General features: G+C 71.5%; 16 protein-coding genes and 1 tRNA gene. 8 read left to right on the top strand and 9 right to left on the bottom strand.

The genetic code is table 11. The features are described from left to right. Positions 1-98: 98 nt before the first annotated feature. The gene (locus ACFYOV_RS07095; protein WP_389083766.1) at positions 99-281 is read left to right on the top strand and encodes a hypothetical protein; all 183 of its coding nucleotides are present in this window, start codon (positions 99-101) and stop codon (positions 279-281) included. 156 nt (positions 282-437) lie between these two features. Here the strand turns inward: ACFYOV_RS07095 and ACFYOV_RS07090 are convergent, their stop codons facing one another. From ACFYOV_RS07090 to nth, 3 genes are all read right to left on the bottom strand, one after another. Continuing rightward, positions 438-1,637, bottom strand: coding sequence for a MarP family serine protease (locus ACFYOV_RS07090; protein ID WP_389083763.1), 1,200 nt, complete (start codon positions 1,635-1,637; stop codon positions 438-440). Positions 1,638-1,760: 123 nt separating this feature from the next. Next, positions 1,761-2,456 carry an NUDIX hydrolase gene (locus tag ACFYOV_RS07085; RefSeq protein WP_389083761.1) on the bottom strand — a complete coding sequence of 232 codons (696 nt, stop codon included), beginning with the start codon at positions 2,454-2,456 and terminating at the stop codon, positions 1,761-1,763. Between the two features lie 217 nt (positions 2,457-2,673). After that, a complete protein-coding gene (nth, locus tag ACFYOV_RS07080) occupies positions 2,674-3,834 on the bottom strand; it encodes an endonuclease III (RefSeq protein WP_389083759.1) in 1,161 nt (386 codons plus the stop codon). 335 nt (positions 3,835-4,169) lie between these two features. Between nth and ACFYOV_RS07075 the strand changes: the two genes are divergently transcribed. Next, entirely contained in the window at positions 4,170-4,844 is a 675-nt protein-coding gene (locus ACFYOV_RS07075; protein ID WP_031115987.1) for a Crp/Fnr family transcriptional regulator, read from the top strand. Between the two features lie 48 nt (positions 4,845-4,892). Here ACFYOV_RS07075 and ACFYOV_RS07070 read toward each other — a convergent pair whose 3' ends face one another. From ACFYOV_RS07070 to ACFYOV_RS07055, 4 genes are all read right to left on the bottom strand, one after another. Continuing rightward, on the bottom strand, positions 4,893-5,723 hold the full coding sequence (locus ACFYOV_RS07070; protein WP_389083756.1) for an MBL fold metallo-hydrolase: 831 nt from the start codon (positions 5,721-5,723) through the stop codon (positions 4,893-4,895). Continuing rightward, entirely contained in the window at positions 5,720-6,601 is an 882-nt protein-coding gene (locus ACFYOV_RS07065; RefSeq protein WP_389083754.1) for an NUDIX hydrolase, read from the bottom strand. The genes ACFYOV_RS07070 and ACFYOV_RS07065 overlap by 4 nt, the downstream gene beginning before the upstream one ends. Before the next feature lie 757 nt (positions 6,602-7,358). Continuing rightward, the gene (locus ACFYOV_RS07060) at positions 7,359-7,826 is read right to left on the bottom strand and encodes a RidA family protein (RefSeq protein ID WP_389083752.1); all 468 of its coding nucleotides are present in this window, start codon (positions 7,824-7,826) and stop codon (positions 7,359-7,361) included. Further along, positions 7,823-7,984 carry a DUF4177 domain-containing protein gene (locus ACFYOV_RS07055; RefSeq protein ID WP_003975360.1) on the bottom strand — a complete coding sequence of 54 codons (162 nt, stop codon included), beginning with the start codon at positions 7,982-7,984 and terminating at the stop codon, positions 7,823-7,825. Before ACFYOV_RS07055 ends, ACFYOV_RS07060 begins: the two co-directional genes overlap by 4 nt. A gap of 150 nt (positions 7,985-8,134) precedes the next feature. Between ACFYOV_RS07055 and ACFYOV_RS07050 the strand changes: the two genes are divergently transcribed. Next, positions 8,135-9,112, top strand: coding sequence for an ArsA family ATPase (locus ACFYOV_RS07050; RefSeq protein WP_389083749.1), 978 nt, complete (start codon positions 8,135-8,137; stop codon positions 9,110-9,112). A gap of 319 nt (positions 9,113-9,431) precedes the next feature. After that, positions 9,432-10,811, top strand: a complete 1,380-nt coding sequence (locus ACFYOV_RS07045) for an ArsA family ATPase (RefSeq protein ID WP_389083747.1) — start codon at positions 9,432-9,434, stop codon at positions 10,809-10,811. 623 nt (positions 10,812-11,434) lie between these two features. Here the strand turns inward: ACFYOV_RS07045 and wblA are convergent. Further along, positions 11,435-11,773, bottom strand: coding sequence for a transcriptional regulator WblA (gene wblA / locus ACFYOV_RS07040; RefSeq protein WP_389083745.1), 339 nt, complete (start codon positions 11,771-11,773; stop codon positions 11,435-11,437). Positions 11,774-12,191: 418 nt separating this feature from the next. Here wblA and ACFYOV_RS07035 point away from each other — a divergent pair, with 418 nt between their 5' ends. After that, on the top strand, positions 12,192-14,477 hold the full coding sequence (locus ACFYOV_RS07035) for a transglycosylase domain-containing protein (RefSeq protein ID WP_389083743.1): 2,286 nt from the start codon (positions 12,192-12,194) through the stop codon (positions 14,475-14,477). Positions 14,478-14,733: 256 nt separating this feature from the next. On the opposite strand, the gene ACFYOV_RS07030 is transcribed toward ACFYOV_RS07035, so the two are convergent. Beyond that, positions 14,734-15,198, bottom strand: a complete 465-nt coding sequence (locus tag ACFYOV_RS07030; RefSeq protein WP_389083741.1) for a GatB/YqeY domain-containing protein — start codon at positions 15,196-15,198, stop codon at positions 14,734-14,736. Between the two features lie 279 nt (positions 15,199-15,477). Between ACFYOV_RS07030 and ACFYOV_RS07025 the strand changes: the two genes are divergently transcribed. The 3 genes from ACFYOV_RS07025 to ACFYOV_RS07015 all read left to right on the top strand — a co-directional run bounded on the left by ACFYOV_RS07025 (position 15,478) and on the right by ACFYOV_RS07015 (position 17,496). Continuing rightward, the gene (locus tag ACFYOV_RS07025) at positions 15,478-16,404 is read left to right on the top strand and encodes a metallophosphoesterase (protein ID WP_389083738.1); all 927 of its coding nucleotides are present in this window, start codon (positions 15,478-15,480) and stop codon (positions 16,402-16,404) included. Positions 16,405-16,600: 196 nt separating this feature from the next. Then, the gene (locus tag ACFYOV_RS07020) at positions 16,601-17,389 is read left to right on the top strand and encodes a Pr6Pr family membrane protein (RefSeq protein ID WP_389083736.1); all 789 of its coding nucleotides are present in this window, start codon (positions 16,601-16,603) and stop codon (positions 17,387-17,389) included. A gap of 33 nt (positions 17,390-17,422) precedes the next feature. Continuing rightward, positions 17,423-17,496, top strand: a tRNA-Pro gene (locus ACFYOV_RS07015). Positions 17,497-17,551 lie beyond the last annotated feature (55 nt).

Genomic DNA, 17,551 nt, shown 5'->3' with positions numbered 1-17,551 from the left:
GAACGCCTGTTCCATGAGCGGCCAATTGCCTCGCGCATAGGCCAATTGAGGGCCCGTGAGGTGGTTATCGACCTTGGGGCGGGGGCAGACGTCGGGGTATGGGCTGGACGCACGACTACAGTGACGCAAGCCGCAACCGCCGTTCGGCGGGCGGTGTGGGTTCCCACCAGCGAGGCGGTGCACCGCAGATGGCAGGTACGGAACTCAGGGTGGGAATCCCGCGTATCCTGCGCCGCCGGGCCCGCTGGGTCTCGGTGCGCCTGCGCCACCCGCGCGGCTGAGCCACAGCCCGTTCCCCCGGGCCCGGGCCCTTCCTCGGCAGGGCCCGCATCATTCCCCGCACCGCACCGACTCCCGGCAACGACGCCTGCGCACCGGTGCGCGCCCGACGTGTGGCACCAGGGCGCGCGCCGGCAGGGTCCGGCGCCGGACAGGGCCTAGAGAGCGCAGCTGTCGCTGTCGACCTGCTGCCTGGCGGTGCGGCCCCGGGTGATGTCCTCCTGGATCTCGTCCGCGGTGAGCGCGTACCCCGTTTCCGCGTCGTCCAGGGACTTCGCGAACACCACGCCGTAGACCCGGCCGTCGGGTGTCAGCAGTGGTCCGCCGGAGTTGCCCTGACGGACGGTCGCGTACAGCGAGTACACGTCGCGGCGGACCGTGCCGCGGTGATAGATGTCCGGGCCGTTGGCCGTGATGCGTCCGCGCACGCGCGCGGAGCGGACGTCGTAGGCGCCGTTCTCGGGAAAGCCGGCGACGATCGCGCTGTCGCCACTGGCCGCGTCCTCGGTGGTGAAGCGGAGCACGGGCGCCTTCAGGTCGGGCACGTCGAGGACCGCGATGTCCCGCTCCCAGTCGTACAGGACGACGGTCGCGTCGTACTTCCTGCCCTCGCCGCCTATCTGCACGGTCGGCTCGTCCACGCCGCCCACGACATGCGCGTTGGTCATGACACGCCGCTCGGCGAAGACGAAGCCGGTGCCCTCCAGGACCTTGCCGCAGCTCGGGGCGGTACCAGTGACCTTCACGATGGAGCGCTGCGCGCGGGCGGCCACGGCGCTGTTCGCCAGGGCCGGGTCCGGCGGCCGGACCTCCTTGATCGGCTCGTTGGAGAACGGGCTGAAGACCTGGGGGAATCCGTTCTGCGCGAGCACCGAGGTGAAGTCCTGGAACCAGGTGTCGGCCTGGGCGGGCAGCGCCTCCGAGACGCCCAGCAGCACCTTGGAGTTGCGGACCTCCTTGCCCAGCGTCGGAAGTGTGGTCTGGGCGAGGGCGGAGCCGATCAGCCAGGCGACCAGCAGCATGGCGACGACGTTGACCAGCGCGCCACCGGTGGCGTCCAGGGCGCGGGCCGGCGACCAGGTGATGTAGCGGCGTAGTTTGTTTCCGAGGTGAGTGGTCAGCGCCTGGCCGACCGAGGCGCAGACGATCACCACGACCACCGCGACGACGGCGGCGGTGGTGCCGACCTCCGCGTTGTCGGTCAGCGCGTCCCAGATCACGGGCAGCACGTAGACGGCCACCAGACCGCCGCCCAGGAACCCGATCACCGACAGGATGCCGACGACGAACCCCTGGCGGTAGCCGACGATCGCGAACCACACGGCGGCGACCAGCAACAGGATGTCCAGCACGTTCACCGCTTCAAGCCTCGCCTCGTCATTCCGCTCGCTCCCGCCCGGCCGCTGTCCCGGGGCACGCCTGTACGGCGGGAACCGCCGTCACCACCGGTCCCCGGACCGCACGGCACGGCGCCCACCCTGTCATGACCTCCAGTCCAGCGGGACCCGCTTGTCCCGGTCCCAGGGCCGCTCCCACCCCGCGAAGTGCAGCAACCGGTCGATCAGCCCCGCGGTGAAGCCCCACACGAGGGTCGATTCGACCAGGAATGCCGGGCCCTGGAAGCCACTGGGGTGGATCGCGGTCGCACGGTTGTCCGGATGGGTGAGATCCGCCACGGGGACGGTGAAGACCCGGGCGGTCTCGTTCGGATCCACCACCCCGACGGGGCTGGGCTCGCGCCACCAGCCGAGCACCGGGGTGACCACGAAGCCGCTGACCGGGATGTAGAGCTTCGGCAGCACGCCGAACAGCTGGACGCCGGCCGGGTCGAGCCCGGTCTCCTCCTCGGCCTCGCGCAGGGCCGCCCGCAGCGGGCCGTCGCCCTGGGGGTCGCCGTCCTCGGGGTCGAGGGCGCCGCCGGGGAAGGACGGCTGGCCGGCGTGCGAGCGCAGCGAGCTCGCCCGCTCCATGAGGAGCAGTTCCGGGCCGTGCTCACCCTCGCCGAAGAGGACGAGGACGGCGGACTGCCGACCCGCGCCGTCCTCCGGGGGCAGGAAGCGGCTCAGCTGGCCGGGCGCGACGGACTCCACGGCCCGCACCACCGGGTCCAGCCAGGCGGGCAGCCCCTTCTCGCTGAGCGCGACCCGGCCACCCCGGGTATGGCTCGCACGCGTCATTCCCACCCCCGTCGTCCTGCCCAGTCCATCGCGTCCAACGCCTGAGGTGCCCCAGATCGTTCCGCCGGGAGGAGAGCGGGGATGTAGCGCCGGGCGGAACCGGCGGGGTGCCCAGGGGAACCGGCGGGCTGCCAGGCGGAACCGGCGGGGTGCCCAGGGAAACCGGCGGGGTGCCCGGTACCGGGAGCGGGCCGCCGGCCGGGCCGTGTGCGCCGCGTCATCCGGCCCCCAGGGGCGGGGCCGGCTTGCCACCCGCGTCGAGGTAGGCCTGCGGGGGCTTCAGACGCTGGCCCGGGAAGCCGCCCTTCTCGTACTTCAGCAGCTTCTTCGCCTTCTCCGGGTCCGTCTCGCCCTCGCCGTACGCCGGGCAGAGCGGCGCGATGGGGCAGGCGCCGCAGGCGGGCTTGCGGGCGTGGCAGATGCGGCGGCCGTGCCAGATCACGTGGTGCGAGAGGTCGGTCCAGTCGCTCTTGGGGAAGAGCGCGCCGACGGCGGCCTCGATCTTGTCCGGGTCGGTCTCGTCGGTCCAGCGCCAGCGGCGCACCAGGCGCTGGAAGTGGGTGTCCACGGTGATGCCGGGCCGGCCGAAGGCGTTGCCCAGCACGACGAAGGCGGTCTTGCGGCCGACGCCGGGCAGTTTGACGAGGTCCTCGAGCCGCCGCGGCACCTCGCCCCCGAACTCCTCCACCAGCGCCTTGGAAAGCCCCATCACCGAGCGGGTCTTGGCGCGGAAGAAGCCGCACGGGCGCAGGATCTCCTCCACTTCCTCCGGGTTGGCCGCGGCCAGGTCCTCGGGAGTGGGGTACCTCGCGAAGAGGGCAGGAGTCGTCTGGTTGACGCGCAGGTCGGTGGTCTGCGCGGACAGCACCGTGGCGACGACCAGTTGGAAGGGGTTCTCGAAGTCGAGCTCGGGGTGGGCGTACGGATACACCTCGGCGAGCTCCCGGTTGATCCTCCGGGCCCGCCGCACCAGGGCGGTACGGGTCTCACCCCTCGGCGGCATGACGAGGGTCTTCACGGGACCGACGCCCTTGACGGGGGCGCTGGCCTTCTTGGGGGCCACGAGCGGTTTCTTCGCGGCCGGGGCCTTCTTGACGGCGGGCGCCTTCGCGGCCTGCGATTTCCGGGCCTCCTCGGCCGGGGCCTTCTTGGCGGGCGCGGACCGCTTGACGGGCGCCTTGCCGACGGCTGCCGTGCCCACGGACGTCTTCCGGGCGGCCGCCTTGACGGCCGACGTCTTCTTGGCGGGCGTCTTCTTGGCGGGCGTCTTGGCCGACGGCTTCTTCGCTGCAGCCCGCTTCGCCGCCGTCTTCTTCTCCGGCTCCCCGGGGGCCTCCGCAGTCCCCGTGCCCTCGTCCGTCGCCGGTTTCCCCCTCACCGGAGCCCGCTTTGCCGCTTTCGCCGTTTCCCTACCGCCATCGGGGCCCTGTTCGCCCACAGCGGAATCGCGACGTACCACCACTCGCGCAGCCCCCTAGGCCTGTGCTCTCACCGGCGATTTGGACACCCGGCCAGCCTACGGCCCGGCGCGGACATCCGCCCCGGACCTTGAAGATCGGCGCCCAATTGGACCCCTGCCGCTTACCCCGACAGGCCGGTGCGGCATCCTTGTGACAGATCACACTGTTTGGACCGTCCGGCAAAATGGGCACCACGGTCCCCTGGTACGTGGGGGAGCATCATCCCCTGAGCAGGTCGACAAGGAGAGAACTCGTGGACGACGTTCTGCGGCGGAACCCGCTTTTCGCGGCGCTCGATGACGAGCAGGCCGCGGAGCTTCGCGCCTCCATGAGTGAGGTGACTCTCGCACGGGGCGACTCCCTGTTCCACGAGGGGGACCCCGGAGACCGGCTCTATGTGGTCACCGAGGGCAAGGTCAAGCTCCACCGCACGTCTCCCGACGGCCGCGAGAACATGCTCGCCGTGGTCGGCCCGGGTGAACTCATCGGCGAACTGTCGCTCTTCGACCCGGGTCCGCGCACCGCCACCGCCACGGCACTGACCGAGGTCAAGCTGCTGGGCCTCGGCCACGGCGACCTCCAGCCCTGGCTGAACGCCCGGCCGGAGGTGGCCTCGGCCCTCCTGCGGGCCGTCGCCCGACGTCTGCGCAAGACCAACGACGCCATGTCCGACCTGGTCTTCTCGGACGTCCCGGGCCGTGTCGCCCGCGCCCTGCTGGACCTCTCCCGCCGCTTCGGCGTGCAGTCGGAGGAGGGCATCCACGTGGTCCACGACCTCACGCAGGAGGAGCTGGCCCAGCTGGTCGGCGCGTCCCGCGAGACGGTCAACAAGGCCCTGGCGGACTTCGCCCAGCGCGGCTGGCTCCGCCTGGAGGCCCGCGCGGTGATCCTGCTGGACGTCGAACGTCTGGCCAAGCGGTCCCGCTGACGCCGGGTCCCGGGCGCACCCACGCGCGACGACGCGGGCGCGTACGCCCTAGATGATCCCGTGCTCCTCGAGGTACTCCATCTGGGCCCGCACCGACAGTTCCGCGGCGGGCCACAGGGAGCGGTCCACATCGGTGTAGACGTGGGCGACGACCTCGGCGGGGGTGTGGTGGCCGTTCTCGACGGCGGTCTCCACCTGGGCGAGGCGGTGGGCGCGGTGGGCGAGGTAGTACTCGACCGCGCCCTGGGCGTCGTCCAGCACGGGCCCGTGGCCGGGCAGGACCGTGTGGACGCCGTCGTCGACCGTGAGGGAGCGCAGTCGGCGCAGGGTGTCCAGATAGTCGCCGAGGCGGCCGTCGGGATGGGCCACGACGGTCGTGCCGCGCCCGAGCACGGTGTCCCCGGTGAGGACGGCGCGGTCGGCCGGGAGGTGGAAGGACAGGGAGTCGGCGGTGTGCCCGGGGGTGGGCACGACCCTCAGCTCCAGGCCGCCGACGGTGAGGACGTCCCCGGCGGACAGCCCCTCGTCGCCCAGGCGCAGCGCCGGATCCAGTGCCCTGACGTGGGTTCCGGTCAGCTCCGCGAAACGGCCGGCGCCCTCGGCGTGGTCCGGGTGACCGTGTGTCAGCAGGGTGAGGGCGACGCGCTTGCCGGCCTGCTCGGCGGTGTCGACGACGCGGCGCAGGTGGCCCTCGTCCAGCGGGCCGGGGTCGACGACGACCGCGAGCGCGGAGTCCGGCTCCGACAGGATCCAGGTGTTGGTGCCGTCCAGGGTCATCGCGGAGGCGTTGGGCGCCAGGACGTTGACGGCCCGTGGAGTGGCGGGTCCCGAGAGGACGCCACCGCGGGGCCGGCCGGGGAGGGCTGCTGCGTCCGTCATGCCGGGGCTCCACCGGTCGGGATGTGCTTGGTGAACTCGTCGTGGCCGGGCCAGGAGAGGACGACCTCGCCCTCTTCCAGACGGGCGGTGGCCAGCACGGGCGTCAGATCACGGCCGGGGGCGGCGGCGAGGGCCTCCGCGGCCGTGTCGTACGGCGTCAGCTGGCGCAGCGTCGCGATGGTGGGCGGCATCATCAGCAGCTCGCCCCTGTCGTACCCGGCGGCCGCCTCGCGCGGGGCGATCCACACGGTGCGGTCGGCCTCCGTGGAGGCGTTGCGGGTGCGCTGGCCCTCGGGGAGGGCGGCGACGAAGAACCAGGTGTCGTAGCGGCGGGGCTCGAACTCGGGAGTGATCCACCGCGTCCAGGCACCGAGCAGGTCGGAGCGCAGGACGAGGCCGCGGCGGTCCAGGAACTCCGCGAAGGACGTCTGCCGCGCGACGAGCGCGGCACGGTCCGCCTCCCAGTCCTCGCCGGTGGTGTCGCCGACCACGGAGTCGGGGGTCGGGCCGGCGAGCAGGACACCGGCCTCCTCGTACGTCTCCCGCACGGCCGCGCAGACGATCGCCTGGGCGCCCGTCTCGTCCACGCCGAGCCGCTGCGCCCACCACGCGCGCGTGGGGCCCGCCCAGCGGACGTGCCGGTCGTCGTCACGCGGGTCGACACCACCACCGGGGTAGGCGTACGCGCCCCCGGCGAAGGCCATGGAGACGCGGCGGCGCAGCATGTGCACGGCGGGTCCGTCGCCGGTGTCCTTGAGCAGCATGACGGTGGCCGCCCGCTTCGGCACGGCCGGCGTGAGCCTGCCGTCCGCCAGCGCACGGATACGGTCCGGCCACTCCGGCGGGTACCACTGCCCATTCGCCTGCGCATTCGCCATGGCCGGAGGCTATCCCGTGGCGGGCGGATGTTCGAGTGGCCAGGGAGGCGGACAGGGGAACGCCGGGCGGGGCGTCGGGCTGGGGAAGGGCAGGGTGCGGGAGGTGAGAGCGCGGGGTCGGGGACTGCGGAGAGGCGGCCGGACGGGGGTGCGGGGGTCCCGCGGGGGATGCGAACAGCCTGGCGTCGTGGCCACGCGGGAACGGTGGTACGGCCGGCGGTCGCGTCGCATCGTAGGGGCACCGGCACGCGAGGAGACGCCGGACAGCCCGGCCTCGCGTCACCCGCCCGGACAGTGAGAGAACCCGGGACAAGGAGGCGGCCCGGCCCGGCGTGACACCGCACCGGCACTGAAGCACCCGCCTCGGCGTGATCCGCGCGAACACCGCAACAGCCGTACCTCGGTGGGTCACCGCGGGGGAACCGCGTCCATGCGGCCGCGCCCGTTCGTGCGGCCGCGCCGCAGCCACGATCGTGTCCGCGTCCCGTCCGGTGCCGGTCGCGCCGCTGGGGCGCGCAGCCAGGGACGTCGCGGCACGTCACCCCTTGCCGCAGGCCCCGCGCGCGTGCCGCTTGCCGCAGGCGCAGCGCGCGTGCCGCCTCCCGGGACGGCGGGCCGCGCGGCGCGGCACGCGCCCACGCGACGTCGGCCGGGTCGGGACCGCCCGGACCATCCGCCCACCGCTCCGGACGGATGGTCCGGGGGGCGGAGAAATGGTCCGGGGGGCGGAGAAGACGGTTCCTCCGCCCGCGAGGGACTACGCCTGCGTGAGCTCCACCTGGAGTTCGATCTCCACCGGGGCGTCCAGCGGGAGCACCGCGACGCCCACCGCGCTGCGGGCGTGGACGCCCCTGTCGCCGAGGACCTCGCCCAGCAGCTCGCTCGCGCCGTTGAGGACGGCCGGCTGGCCGGTGAAGTCCGCGGCGGAGGCCACGTACCCGACGACCTTCACCACGCGCGCGATGCGGTCCAGGTCGCCGGCGACGGACTTGACGGCGGCCAGCGCGTTCAGCGCGCAGGTCCGCGCCAGGTCCTTGGCCTCCTCCGGCGTGACCTCCGCACCGACCTTGCCGGTGACCGGAAGCTTGCCCCCCACCATCGGCAGCTGGCCCGCCGTGTACACGTACGGCCCCGACTGCACGGCCGGCTGGTACGCGGCCAGCGGCGGTACCACCTCCGGCAGGCTCAGCCCCAGCTCGGCCAGCTTCGCCTCGACGGTGCTCACGCCTGCTTCTCCCGCTTCAGGTAGGCCACCAACTGCTCGGGGTTGTTCGGCCCGGGCACGACCTGGACGAGCTCCCAGCCGTCCTCGCCCCAGGTGTCCAGAATCTGCTTCGTGGCGTGGACGAGCAGCGGCACGGTTGCGTATTCCCACTTGGTCATGTGGCCGACTCTAGCCCGTGTCCCTGCCGGGTCCGAGGGCCGACCGGACCCAGTGTTCGCCCCGGGGCGGCCCTCCTCCGGGGAACGCGAATCCCCGTAACCGTCCCCCGGAGCCGCCGGGGCACGCGGGGAGGAATTAGGCTCGAAGGCGTGAGCAGGCTCCAGGTCGTCAGTGGCAAGGGCGGAACCGGCAAGACCACGGTGGCCGCGGCCCTAGCGCTGGCCCTGGCCACGGAGGGGAAGCGGACGCTCCTCGTCGAGGTCGAGGGCCGCCAGGGAATCGCACAGCTCTTCGAAACGGAGGCGCTGCCGTACGAGGAGCGGAAGATCGCCGTAGCGCCGGGAGGCGGCGAGGTGTACGCCCTCGCCATCGATCCCGAACAGGCCCTTCTGGACTACCTCCAGATGTTCTACAAGCTGGGGGGCGCCGGACGGGCCCTGAAGAAGCTCGGCGCGATCGACTTCGCCACCACCATCGCGCCGGGACTACGCGACGTCCTGCTGACCGGCAAGGCGTGCGAGGCCGTGCGACGCAAGGACAAGAGCGGGCGGTTCACCTACGACTACGTCGTGATGGACGCCCCGCCCACCGGGCGCATCACCCGCTTCCTCAACGTCAACGACGAGGTCGCCGGTCTCGCCAAGATCGGCCCGATACACAATCAGGCGCAGGCCGTGATGCGGGTGCTGAAGTCCCCGCAGACGGCGGTGCACCTGGTGACGCTGCTCGAGGAGATGCCCGTCCAGGAGACCGCGGACGGCATCGCCGAGCTGCGGGCTGCGCGGCTGCCCGTGGGCCGGGTCATCGTGAACATGGTCCGGCCCGGGGTGCTGGACGAGACCGAGCTGGAACTCGTGGGCGCCGTGCCGCGTTCCTCCATCGCACGGGCACTGTCCTCCGCCGGGCTCGGTGGGGCGCGGCGCGGTGGGCACGCGGAGCGGCTGGTGGACCCGTTGCTCGCGCAGGCGGAGGAGTACGCGGAGCGGTACGCGCTGGAGGCCGAACAGCGCGCCGTGCTCACCGAGCTGGGGCTGCCGCTGCACGAACTGCCGCTCCTGGTGGACGGCATGGACCTGGCAGGTCTGTACGAACTGGCCAACGAACTGCGTGAGCAGGACGTCTCATGACCGGACGTGGCGGGGCGGGTCGTGTCCTCACCGGACATGGCATGGCGGAACACGGCGCGGCAGGACGCGGCGGGGCAGGACATGAGGCGGGTGCGGGAAGCGTCACGTCGGCGGGCGCCCCGTCGGCACGTGTCACGGGCCGTGCGACCGGGCACCTGGTCAACGACGGCCACGTCGGGCCGGACAGGGGCGGTCCCGGCCGCCCCGTGAGTCCCTGCCGCCGCGCCCCCGTCGGCCCCACTGGCTGCAGTGACTGCAGTGGCTCCAGCGGCCCCCTCGGGCCTGTCACGCGTCGGAAGCTTCGGAAGCAGGGGATGTCATGAGTCGTCGTCCGGAACCGACGCACGCGCACGATCCGGCCCGCCACCACCTCTCCCCCTCGCGCCTGCTCGACGTCGACCCGCTGATCGAGGACCCGGCCACCCGGATCGTGGTGTGCTGCGGCTCGGGCGGCGTCGGCAAGACGACCACCGCGGCCGCTCTGGGCCTGCGCGCGGCGGAGCGGGGACGCAAGGTCGTGGTCCTCACCATCGACCCGGCCCGCCGGCTCGCCCAGTCCATGGGCATCGACTCGCTCGACAACACCCCGCGCCGGGTGAAGGGCATCGACGACTCCGCGGGTGGCGAGCTGCACGCGATGATGCTCGACATGAAGCGCACCTTCGACGAGATCGTCGAGGCGCACGCGGACCCCGATCGGGCCGCCGCGATCCTGGGCAACCCCTTCTACCAGTCGCTCTCGGCGGGCTTCGCGGGCACGCAGGAGTACATGGCGATGGAGAAGCTGGGTCAGCTGCGGGCCCGGGACGAGTGGGACCTCATCATCGTGGACACCCCGCCCTCACGCTCGGCGCTGGACTTCCTGGACGCGCCCAAACGGCTCGGCTCGTTCCTGGACGGCAAACTGATCCGCGTACTGCTCGCCCCGGCGAAGGTCGGCGGGCGGGCGGGGATGAAGTTCCTGAACGTCGGCATGTCGATGATGACCGGCGCCCTGGGCAAGCTGCTCGGGGGCCAGCTGCTCCAGGACGTTCAGACGTTCGTCGCGGCGATGGACTCCCTGTTCGGCGGCTTCCGTACGCGCGCGGACGCCACGTACAAGCTGCTCCAGGCGCCCGGGACGGCGTTCCTGGTGGTCGCGGCCCCGGAGCGGGACGCGCTGCGCGAGGCGGCGTACTTCGTGGAGCGGCTGGCCGCCGAGGACATGCCGCTCGCCGGTCTGGTCCTCAACCGGGTGCACGGCAGCGGCGCCGATCGGCTGTCGGCCGAGCGGGCGCTCGCCGCCGCGGAAAATCTTGAGGAGCCCCGCATTGTGGATCAGGAGGACGGGAAAGCTGGAGTTCGTAACTCTCCCGACTCGTACGACAGTTCAGGCTCTCCCACTTCCGGAACACCAGCCGGTGAGGCTCCCGGCGGAGGCTCCCCCGCCACCGCGGACGACACCGGCGACGTCACCGGCGACGACGCGGAAACGGCCGTCGACCGGCTCACCGCGGGACTGCTGAGGCTGCACGCCGAACGTATGCAGCTGCTCGCGCGCGAGCAGCGCACGCGCGACCGCTTCACCGCGCTCCACCCCGAGGTCGCGGTGACCGAGGTGGCCGCGCTGCCGGGTGACGTGCACGACCTGGCGGGCCTGCGCGACATCGGCGACCGCCTCGCCAACAACCGGCTGGAGCTGCCCGAGACGGGCGAGTGACGGCGTAGGCGGTGCGTGCGGCGTAGGCGGTGTTGGCGGCGTAGGCGGCGGTGCGTGCCCCGTGGGCTCGGGGCCGGCGTCACGACCGGTGCCGAGGAGGTCGGCAGGAAGACACCGACGGCAGAGCCCGAGCGAGCGGGCAGTCGCCGAGCGACCTGTCGGCACCGGGACTGTGTCAGGTCGACGAACGACGTCGTGAACGGCGGACGGCATCACAGGATCGACGAACGACGTCGTGAAAGTGGACGGCGTCACAGGGTCGACGAACGACGTCACCGAAACGGCGAAACGAGGTCACGGAAGCGGCGACCGGGGCCGCGGAAAACGGCGGACGACCGCAGCCGGTACGCCGACCGAAGCCCACGTCGACCGGCCGACGCGCCACCCGGACACAGCACCGCACCAGACGTCACCGCACCGGGCACCGCAGCAGGCACAACACCGCACCGCACCGCACCGGACAGCACCTACCGAGGCAGTACCCAAGCACCCCGCGGACGCGCAGCAGACCCCGCGGCTGCGGCCCTGCGGGCCCGCGCACGACGCAGGCGCACGCGTCCATGCCGAAGGCACTCACGCCCCGAAGAACAAACCGGGTGGGACCGAGGACCCCCCGAGGGTCCTCAGCTCACCGCCGCGTAGTTCTCGTAGACCTCGTCGTCGTTGAGGGGCACGACACCCGCCCCCCGCTCGTACTCCGTGCGCGCGGTCTCCAGCAGCCGGCGCCAGGAGGTCACGGTGGGTCGCCGGCGCAGCAGTGCGCGGCGCTCACGTTCCGTCATGCCTCCCCACACGCCGAACTCGACGCGGTTGTCGAGCGCGTCCGCCAGGCACTCGGTGCGTACCGGGCACCCGGTGCACACCGCCTTGGCCCTGTTCTGCGCTGCTCCTTGAACGAACAGTTCATCCGGATCGGTAGTGCGGCAGGCAGCCTGCGCACTCCAGTCGGTAACCCAGCCCATACCGGCGCCGTCCTCTCCCGAATCGAGGCTCCCCCACGGCGGCAGCGGCATATTCACCGCCGCCAGTTGAGGACGTTACGGAAGGTGGGCACGGCGCAACACCCCCAGCGGGCCCAATCTTGAATGGTCCGAACGGACTATGGGTTAGTGGCAGATCACCCGGGGGAGTGAGCTGGCGACATGTGGGACAATCCCGGCATATGGGGTCAGTTCCATGGCGTCACAAGGGACACTGAGCGACACACAAGGCGAATGTGGACACGCGCCCAACACACCCCGACGAAGAAAGTCGAGAAGATCCGGAACGATTCGGGGTCGCCGGACGTATTGATACGTGGCCTCACTGCTGTGACAGTTGAGAGCAGCTTAGGCCAAGGCATATACGCGTGTCCGGCGAATGAGAACGTAGGCTGCTCTCATGCCAAAGAAGCGCTCGGCCGGTGGTCTGTCGCCAACGCAGCAGGCCGCCAAGTTCCTCGGTGTCAGTGTCCTCGCGGGAGCCGTCCTGGCCGGCATCGCGCTGCCCGCCGTGGGCGCGCTGGGGCTGGCCGCCAAGGGATCGGTCGAGAGCTTCGACGAGCTCCCGGCCAATCTGAAGACGCCGCCACTGAGCCAGCGCACCACCATCCTCGACGCGAACGGCGGCCAGATCGCAACCGTCTACTCGCGCGACCGCACGGTGGTCGACCTCAAGCACATCTCGCCCCACATGCAGAAGGCGATCGTCGCGATCGAGGACTCGCGCTTCTACCAGCACGGCGCGGTCGACCTCAAGGGCGTGCTGCGCGCACTCAACCGGAACGCGCAGAGCGGCGGGGTCGCCGAGGGCGCGTCCACGCTGACGCAGCAGTACGTCAAGAACGTCTTCGTCGAGGAGGCCGGCGACGACCCGACGAAGGTCGCGCAGGCCACCCAGCAGACCATCGGCCGCAAGATCCGTGAGCTGAAGTACGCGATCCAGGTCGAGGAGGAGCTGGGCAAGAAGAAGATCCTCGAGAACTACCTGAACATCACGTTCTTCGGCCAGCAGGCCTACGGCGTGGAGGCCGCCGCCCGGCGCTACTTCTCCAAGTCCGCCAAGGAGCTGAACCTCCAGGAGTCCGCCCTGCTCGCCGGCATCGTCCAGTCGCCCAGCCGCTACGACCCGGTGAACGACGAGGCGGAGGCCACGAAGCGGCGCAACGTCGTCCTCCAGCGCATGGCCGAGGTCGGCGACATCTCCCAGGAGCAGGCCGACGCGGCGAAGCGCAAGCCGCTCGGGCTGAAGGTCCGCCAGCCGAAGAACGGCTGCATCACGGCGACCAAGGGCGCGAGCTTCTACTGCGCCTATGTGCGCCAGGTGTTCCTCAGCGATCCCGTCTTCGGCAAGACCAGGGAGGCCCGCGCCAAGATCTGGAACCAGGGCGGGCTGACCATCCGTACGACGCTGGATCCGCAGGCCCAGGAGTCCGTGCAGGATTCGATCAAGAACCACGTCTACAAGTCCGACAAGGTCGCCGCGGCGGCCACCCTCGTCGAGCCCGGCACCGGCAAGATCCTCGCGATGGGCCAGTCGAAGCCGTACGGCTACGGCAAGAACGAGACCGAGTACAACTACTCGGTCGACGCGGACATGGGCGGTTCCAACTTCGGCTTCCCGACCGGTTCGACCTTCAAGCCGTTCGTGGCCGCCGCCGCGATCGAGGCGGGCAAGCCCGCGAACCAGGTCTATCCCGCCCCGTACGAGATGCCCTACCCGAAGACGGTCCAGACGTGCAGCGGCAGGCCCTGGGTCAACGACGGCGACTACAAGCTCACGAACGAGAACGAGTCGGAGGTCGGGCCCTACGACCTCCGGGAGGCCATGGCCAAGTCGGTCAACACGTACTTCGTGCAGATGATCGGCGACATCGGCATGTGCCCCGTGGTGAAGATGACCGACCGGCTGGGCGCGGTCCAGGGCAACGGTGACAAGATCCCCGAGGTGCCCTCGTCGATGACGCTCGGCTCGACCGGCCTCTCCCCGCTCACGATGGCGAGCGCGTACGCGGCCTTCGCCAACCGGGGCATGTACTGCACCCCGGTCGCGATCGAGTCGATCACCCAGAAGGTCGGCGAGCGGCCGAAGTCGCTGAAGGTCCCGAAGTCGACCTGCTCGCGGGCGATGTCCGAGAAGACCGCCGACACCATCAACACGCTGCTGCGCGGCGTGGTCGACTCCGGCACCGGCCGGCAGGCCGGCCTCACCGACCGGGAGAGCGCCGGTAAGACCGGTACCACCGACGAGCGCAAGAACGCCTGGTTCGTCGGCTACACGCCCAACCTGTCCGGCGCGGTGTGGGTCGGCAGCGCCAAGCAGAACGTGAAGATGACCAGCATCTCGATCGGCGGTGTCTGGCACGACCTGGTCTTCGGTGGCGCGGTCCCGGGCCCCATCTGGAAGGACGCCATGACCGGCGCCCTCGCCGGCAGGCCGGTCGAGTCCTTCAACCTCGTCGACATCCCGGACGGCCCCGGCAAGAAGGACCGCGACCGGGACAAGGGAGACCGCGACGGCGACGGGGACAACGGGAACGGCGACGACGGCTTCATCGGCGGCCTGATCGGCGGCGGCAACGGGGGCAACGGCGACGACGGTGCCTTCCCGGAACCGAGCTTCTCCATCCCGGAGGGATTCCTCCAGGGCCCGGGCAACGGGGGGAACGGCAACGGAGGGCGCGGCTGAGTCGCGGCTGGCTCCGATTGACTCGGGACCGATGGGGCGCTGAGGCGCGTCTGATGGGCGGCGAAGACGCCGCCGGCAGCCGACGAGATCGGCCCCTGCTTCCGTACGGCCGATGGTGCCGTCGTCGTACGGGAGCAGGGGCCGAACTGTGCGTACGGGCCGTGATCACGACGCCGGCCGCGGCGTGCGCGCCGCCGCGGCCGGCGCCGCGCATGGCCCCGGACGCGTCGGCACCCCGGCAAGGGGGGCGGTGCAGCTAGCCCGCGAGAGCCTTCTTCACCGCCGCCGCGACCCGGCCGCCCTCTGCCTGGCCCGCGACCTTCGGATTCACGATCTTCATGACCTGGCCCATGGCACGCGGCCCCTCTGCACCGGCCGCCCGCGCCTCCTCGACCGCCTGCGCGACGATCCGCTGGAGCTCGTCGTCGGACAGCTGCTGGGGCAGGTAGGTGGCGAGCACCTCGCCCTCCGCCTTCTCCCGCTCGGCCTGCTCGCTGCGACCGCCCTGCGCGAAGGCGTCGGCGGCCTCCCGGCGCTTCTTCGCCTCGCGGGTGATCACCTTGAGGACCTCGTCGTCGGAGAGCTCGCGCTTCTCCTTGCCCGCGACCTCCTCCTTGGTGATCGCGGCGAGCGTCAGCCGGAGCGTCGAGGAGCGGAGCTCGTCGCGCTCCTTGATCGCGGCGTTGAGGTCTTCCTGCAGCTTCGACTTGAGCATGGTCATGGCTTGATTGTCGCAGGTACGAAGGGAAGGGCGCCGTCGATTTACGGTGCCGCGCTCACGGGAGCGCCGGCGCGTGACGGTGAGACACGAAGGCGGCCACCGTCCGGACGCCCGGCAGGACCGGCGACGGGCGGGCAATGGGCGGGCGACGGGCGACGGGCGGGCGATGGATGACGGGCGACGGGCGACGCCGGGGGCGTATCGCCTTGGAGGGGACGGGCCCGTGAGGACGACCGCCGCCGGGCATGGCACACCTGCGCGGTCTGACACGATGGGCGTATGCGCACGCTATACGGAATCCCCTTGGGAATTGCGGCGGTCGGCACCGCCGGACTGGTGTACGCGGCGGGCTTCGAGGCCCGCTCCTTCCGCCTCCGGCGGGTGACGGTCCCCGTTCTGCCCTCAGGGATGCGCCCCCTGCGCGTGCTCCAGGTCTCCGACATCCACCTGGTCGGCGGCCAGCGCAAGAAGCAGCGCTGGCTCCGCTCGCTGGCCGGCCTGCGCCCCGACTTCGTCATCAACACGGGCGACAACCTGTCCGACCCCGAGGGCGTACCGGAGGTCCTGGACGCCCTGGGACCGCTGATGGAGTTCCCGGGCGCGTACGTCTTCGGGTCCAACGACTACTACGGCCCCAAGCTCCGCAACCCCGCCCGCTACCTGATCGAGAAGGCCCAGGGCCGCCACGGCCTCAACGGCAACGCCCCGGCCGTCGGCGCGATCCACAACCCCTGGGAGGACCTGCGGGACGGCTTCGACGCGGCGGGCTGGCTGAACCTCACCAACACGCGGGGCACCCTCAAGATCGACGGTGCCTCGATCGAGCTGACCGGCCTGGACGACCCCCACATCAAGCGCGACCGCTACGACCAGGTCGCGGGCGGCCCGTCCGACGCCGCGGACTTCTCGATGGGCGTGGTCCACGCGCCGTACCTGCGCGTCCTGGACGCGTTCACGGCCGACGGCTACCCCCTGATCCTGGCCGGTCACACGCATGGCGGCCAGCTGTGCATCCCCTTCTACGGCGCCCTGGTCACCAACTGCGACCTGGACACGGACCGGGTGAAGGGCCTGTCCACCCACACGTCGCACGAGCGGACGGCGTACCTCCACGTCTCGGCGGGCTGCGGCACCAACAGGTACACCCCGGTCCGCTTCGCGTGTCCCCCGGAGGCGACGCTGCTGACGTTGGTGGGGCGGCAGTAACAGAAGGCCGGCCCGGCGGGGGCACTCGAGCCAGGGCAAGGCGGGGCAAGGTGGAAGGTGGGAGGGGTACGGGCACGGGCACGGGCAAGCCGGAGGGCACCCAAGCGACCGGCGACGTACCCCACGACCCCGGGCCCGGTAACCCGAACAGCCCACTCACATCGCCCTGAACCGGGCACGCCCCCACGCTGGGGACATGACCGCCCCGATACCCAGGGACCTCCCGGACCTCCCCGCCCTTCCGGGCACGGCCTCCTCACTGCTGCCCTCCCCGGTCCCCGCGACGGCCGTGGTCCCCCGCGTGCGTCGCCCTCTGGCCGCGGCGTACCGCATGCTGACCGCCGTGGCGGCCCTGACCGCGGTGACGATCACCCTGCTGCGCGGCAGCCCCGCCCGCGTCCTGAGCGACTTCGCGGTCCAGAGCACGCTCTTCCTGGCCCTGGTCCTACTGATGTCGGCCCGCCGGGCGTGGTCGGCCCGTCACCCCCTGCCGGGCTCCCTGGCCGGCGCGGCGTTGCTGTACACCCTGCTCGCCTTCCTGGTCCACCACACACTCCTGGCGGACGCGGCACCCGCCTATGCGCCGACGGCCGACGCCACCCACCCCGCCCCCTGGCCGACGTCGGCCGCCGACCTCGTGATCCACACGGTCGTCCCGCTCGCGGCCCTGCTCGATTGGCTCCTGCTTTCCCCACCCGGCCGCATGCGCCTCCGTCAGACCGCGCCCTGGCTGCTCTACCCCCTGGTCTACCTGATCTTCGTCCTGGCCCGGGGGGAGTTGCTGCCGGGCACCCCGGCCCGCTACCTCTACCCCTTCCTGGACGTCGACCAGCACGGCTACCGCGGCGTCCTGGGCAACGCGCTCCTCCTCGGCCTCGCCCTCTACGCCCTGGCGGTCCTCCTGGTGGCCCTGGACCACGCGCGTCCCAACCCCGTCCGTCGCCGCCGCGAAACCGGATTTCGTCTCCAGCCACCAGTGGGCTAAAGTAAACGTCGTCGCCGCGACAGCAGCGACGATCGGGGTGTAGCGCAGCTTGGCAGCGCGCTTCGTTCGGGACGAAGAGGTCGTGGGTTCAAATCCCGCCACCCCGACAGAGAAACACCAGGTGAGGCGCCTACCAATTTTGGTAGGCGCCTCACCTGTTTT

This window comes from Streptomyces sp. NPDC005931 (assembly GCF_042871235.1).
Taxonomy (GTDB): Bacteria; Actinomycetota; Actinomycetes; order Streptomycetales; family Streptomycetaceae; genus Streptomyces.
The sequence above is the reverse complement of the archived record's forward strand: the minus strand, read 5'-3'. Positions and strand labels throughout refer to the sequence as shown.

Coding starts and splice junctions, on each gene's coding strand:
- ACFYOV_RS07025 (WP_389083738.1), top strand. CDS start 15,478: ATGCGCACGCTATACGGAATCCCCTTGGGAATTGCGGCGGTCGGCACC.
- ACFYOV_RS07085 (WP_389083761.1), bottom strand. CDS start 2,456: ATGACGCGTGCGAGCCATACCCGGGGTGGCCGGGTCGCGCTCAGCGAG.
- ACFYOV_RS07030 (WP_389083741.1), bottom strand. CDS start 15,198: ATGACCATGCTCAAGTCGAAGCTGCAGGAAGACCTCAACGCCGCGATC.
- ACFYOV_RS07095 (WP_389083766.1), top strand. CDS start 99: ATGGGCTGGACGCACGACTACAGTGACGCAAGCCGCAACCGCCGTTCG.
- wblA (WP_389083745.1), bottom strand. CDS start 11,773: ATGGGCTGGGTTACCGACTGGAGTGCGCAGGCTGCCTGCCGCACTACC.
- ACFYOV_RS07065 (WP_389083754.1), bottom strand. CDS start 6,601: ATGGCGAATGCGCAGGCGAATGGGCAGTGGTACCCGCCGGAGTGGCCG.
- ACFYOV_RS07035 (WP_389083743.1), top strand. CDS start 12,192: ATGCCAAAGAAGCGCTCGGCCGGTGGTCTGTCGCCAACGCAGCAGGCC.
- ACFYOV_RS07055 (WP_003975360.1), bottom strand. CDS start 7,984: ATGACCAAGTGGGAATACGCAACCGTGCCGCTGCTCGTCCACGCCACG.
- ACFYOV_RS07020 (WP_389083736.1), top strand. CDS start 16,601: ATGACCGCCCCGATACCCAGGGACCTCCCGGACCTCCCCGCCCTTCCG.
- ACFYOV_RS07045 (WP_389083747.1), top strand. CDS start 9,432: ATGAGTCGTCGTCCGGAACCGACGCACGCGCACGATCCGGCCCGCCAC.
- ACFYOV_RS07070 (WP_389083756.1), bottom strand. CDS start 5,723: ATGACGGACGCAGCAGCCCTCCCCGGCCGGCCCCGCGGTGGCGTCCTC.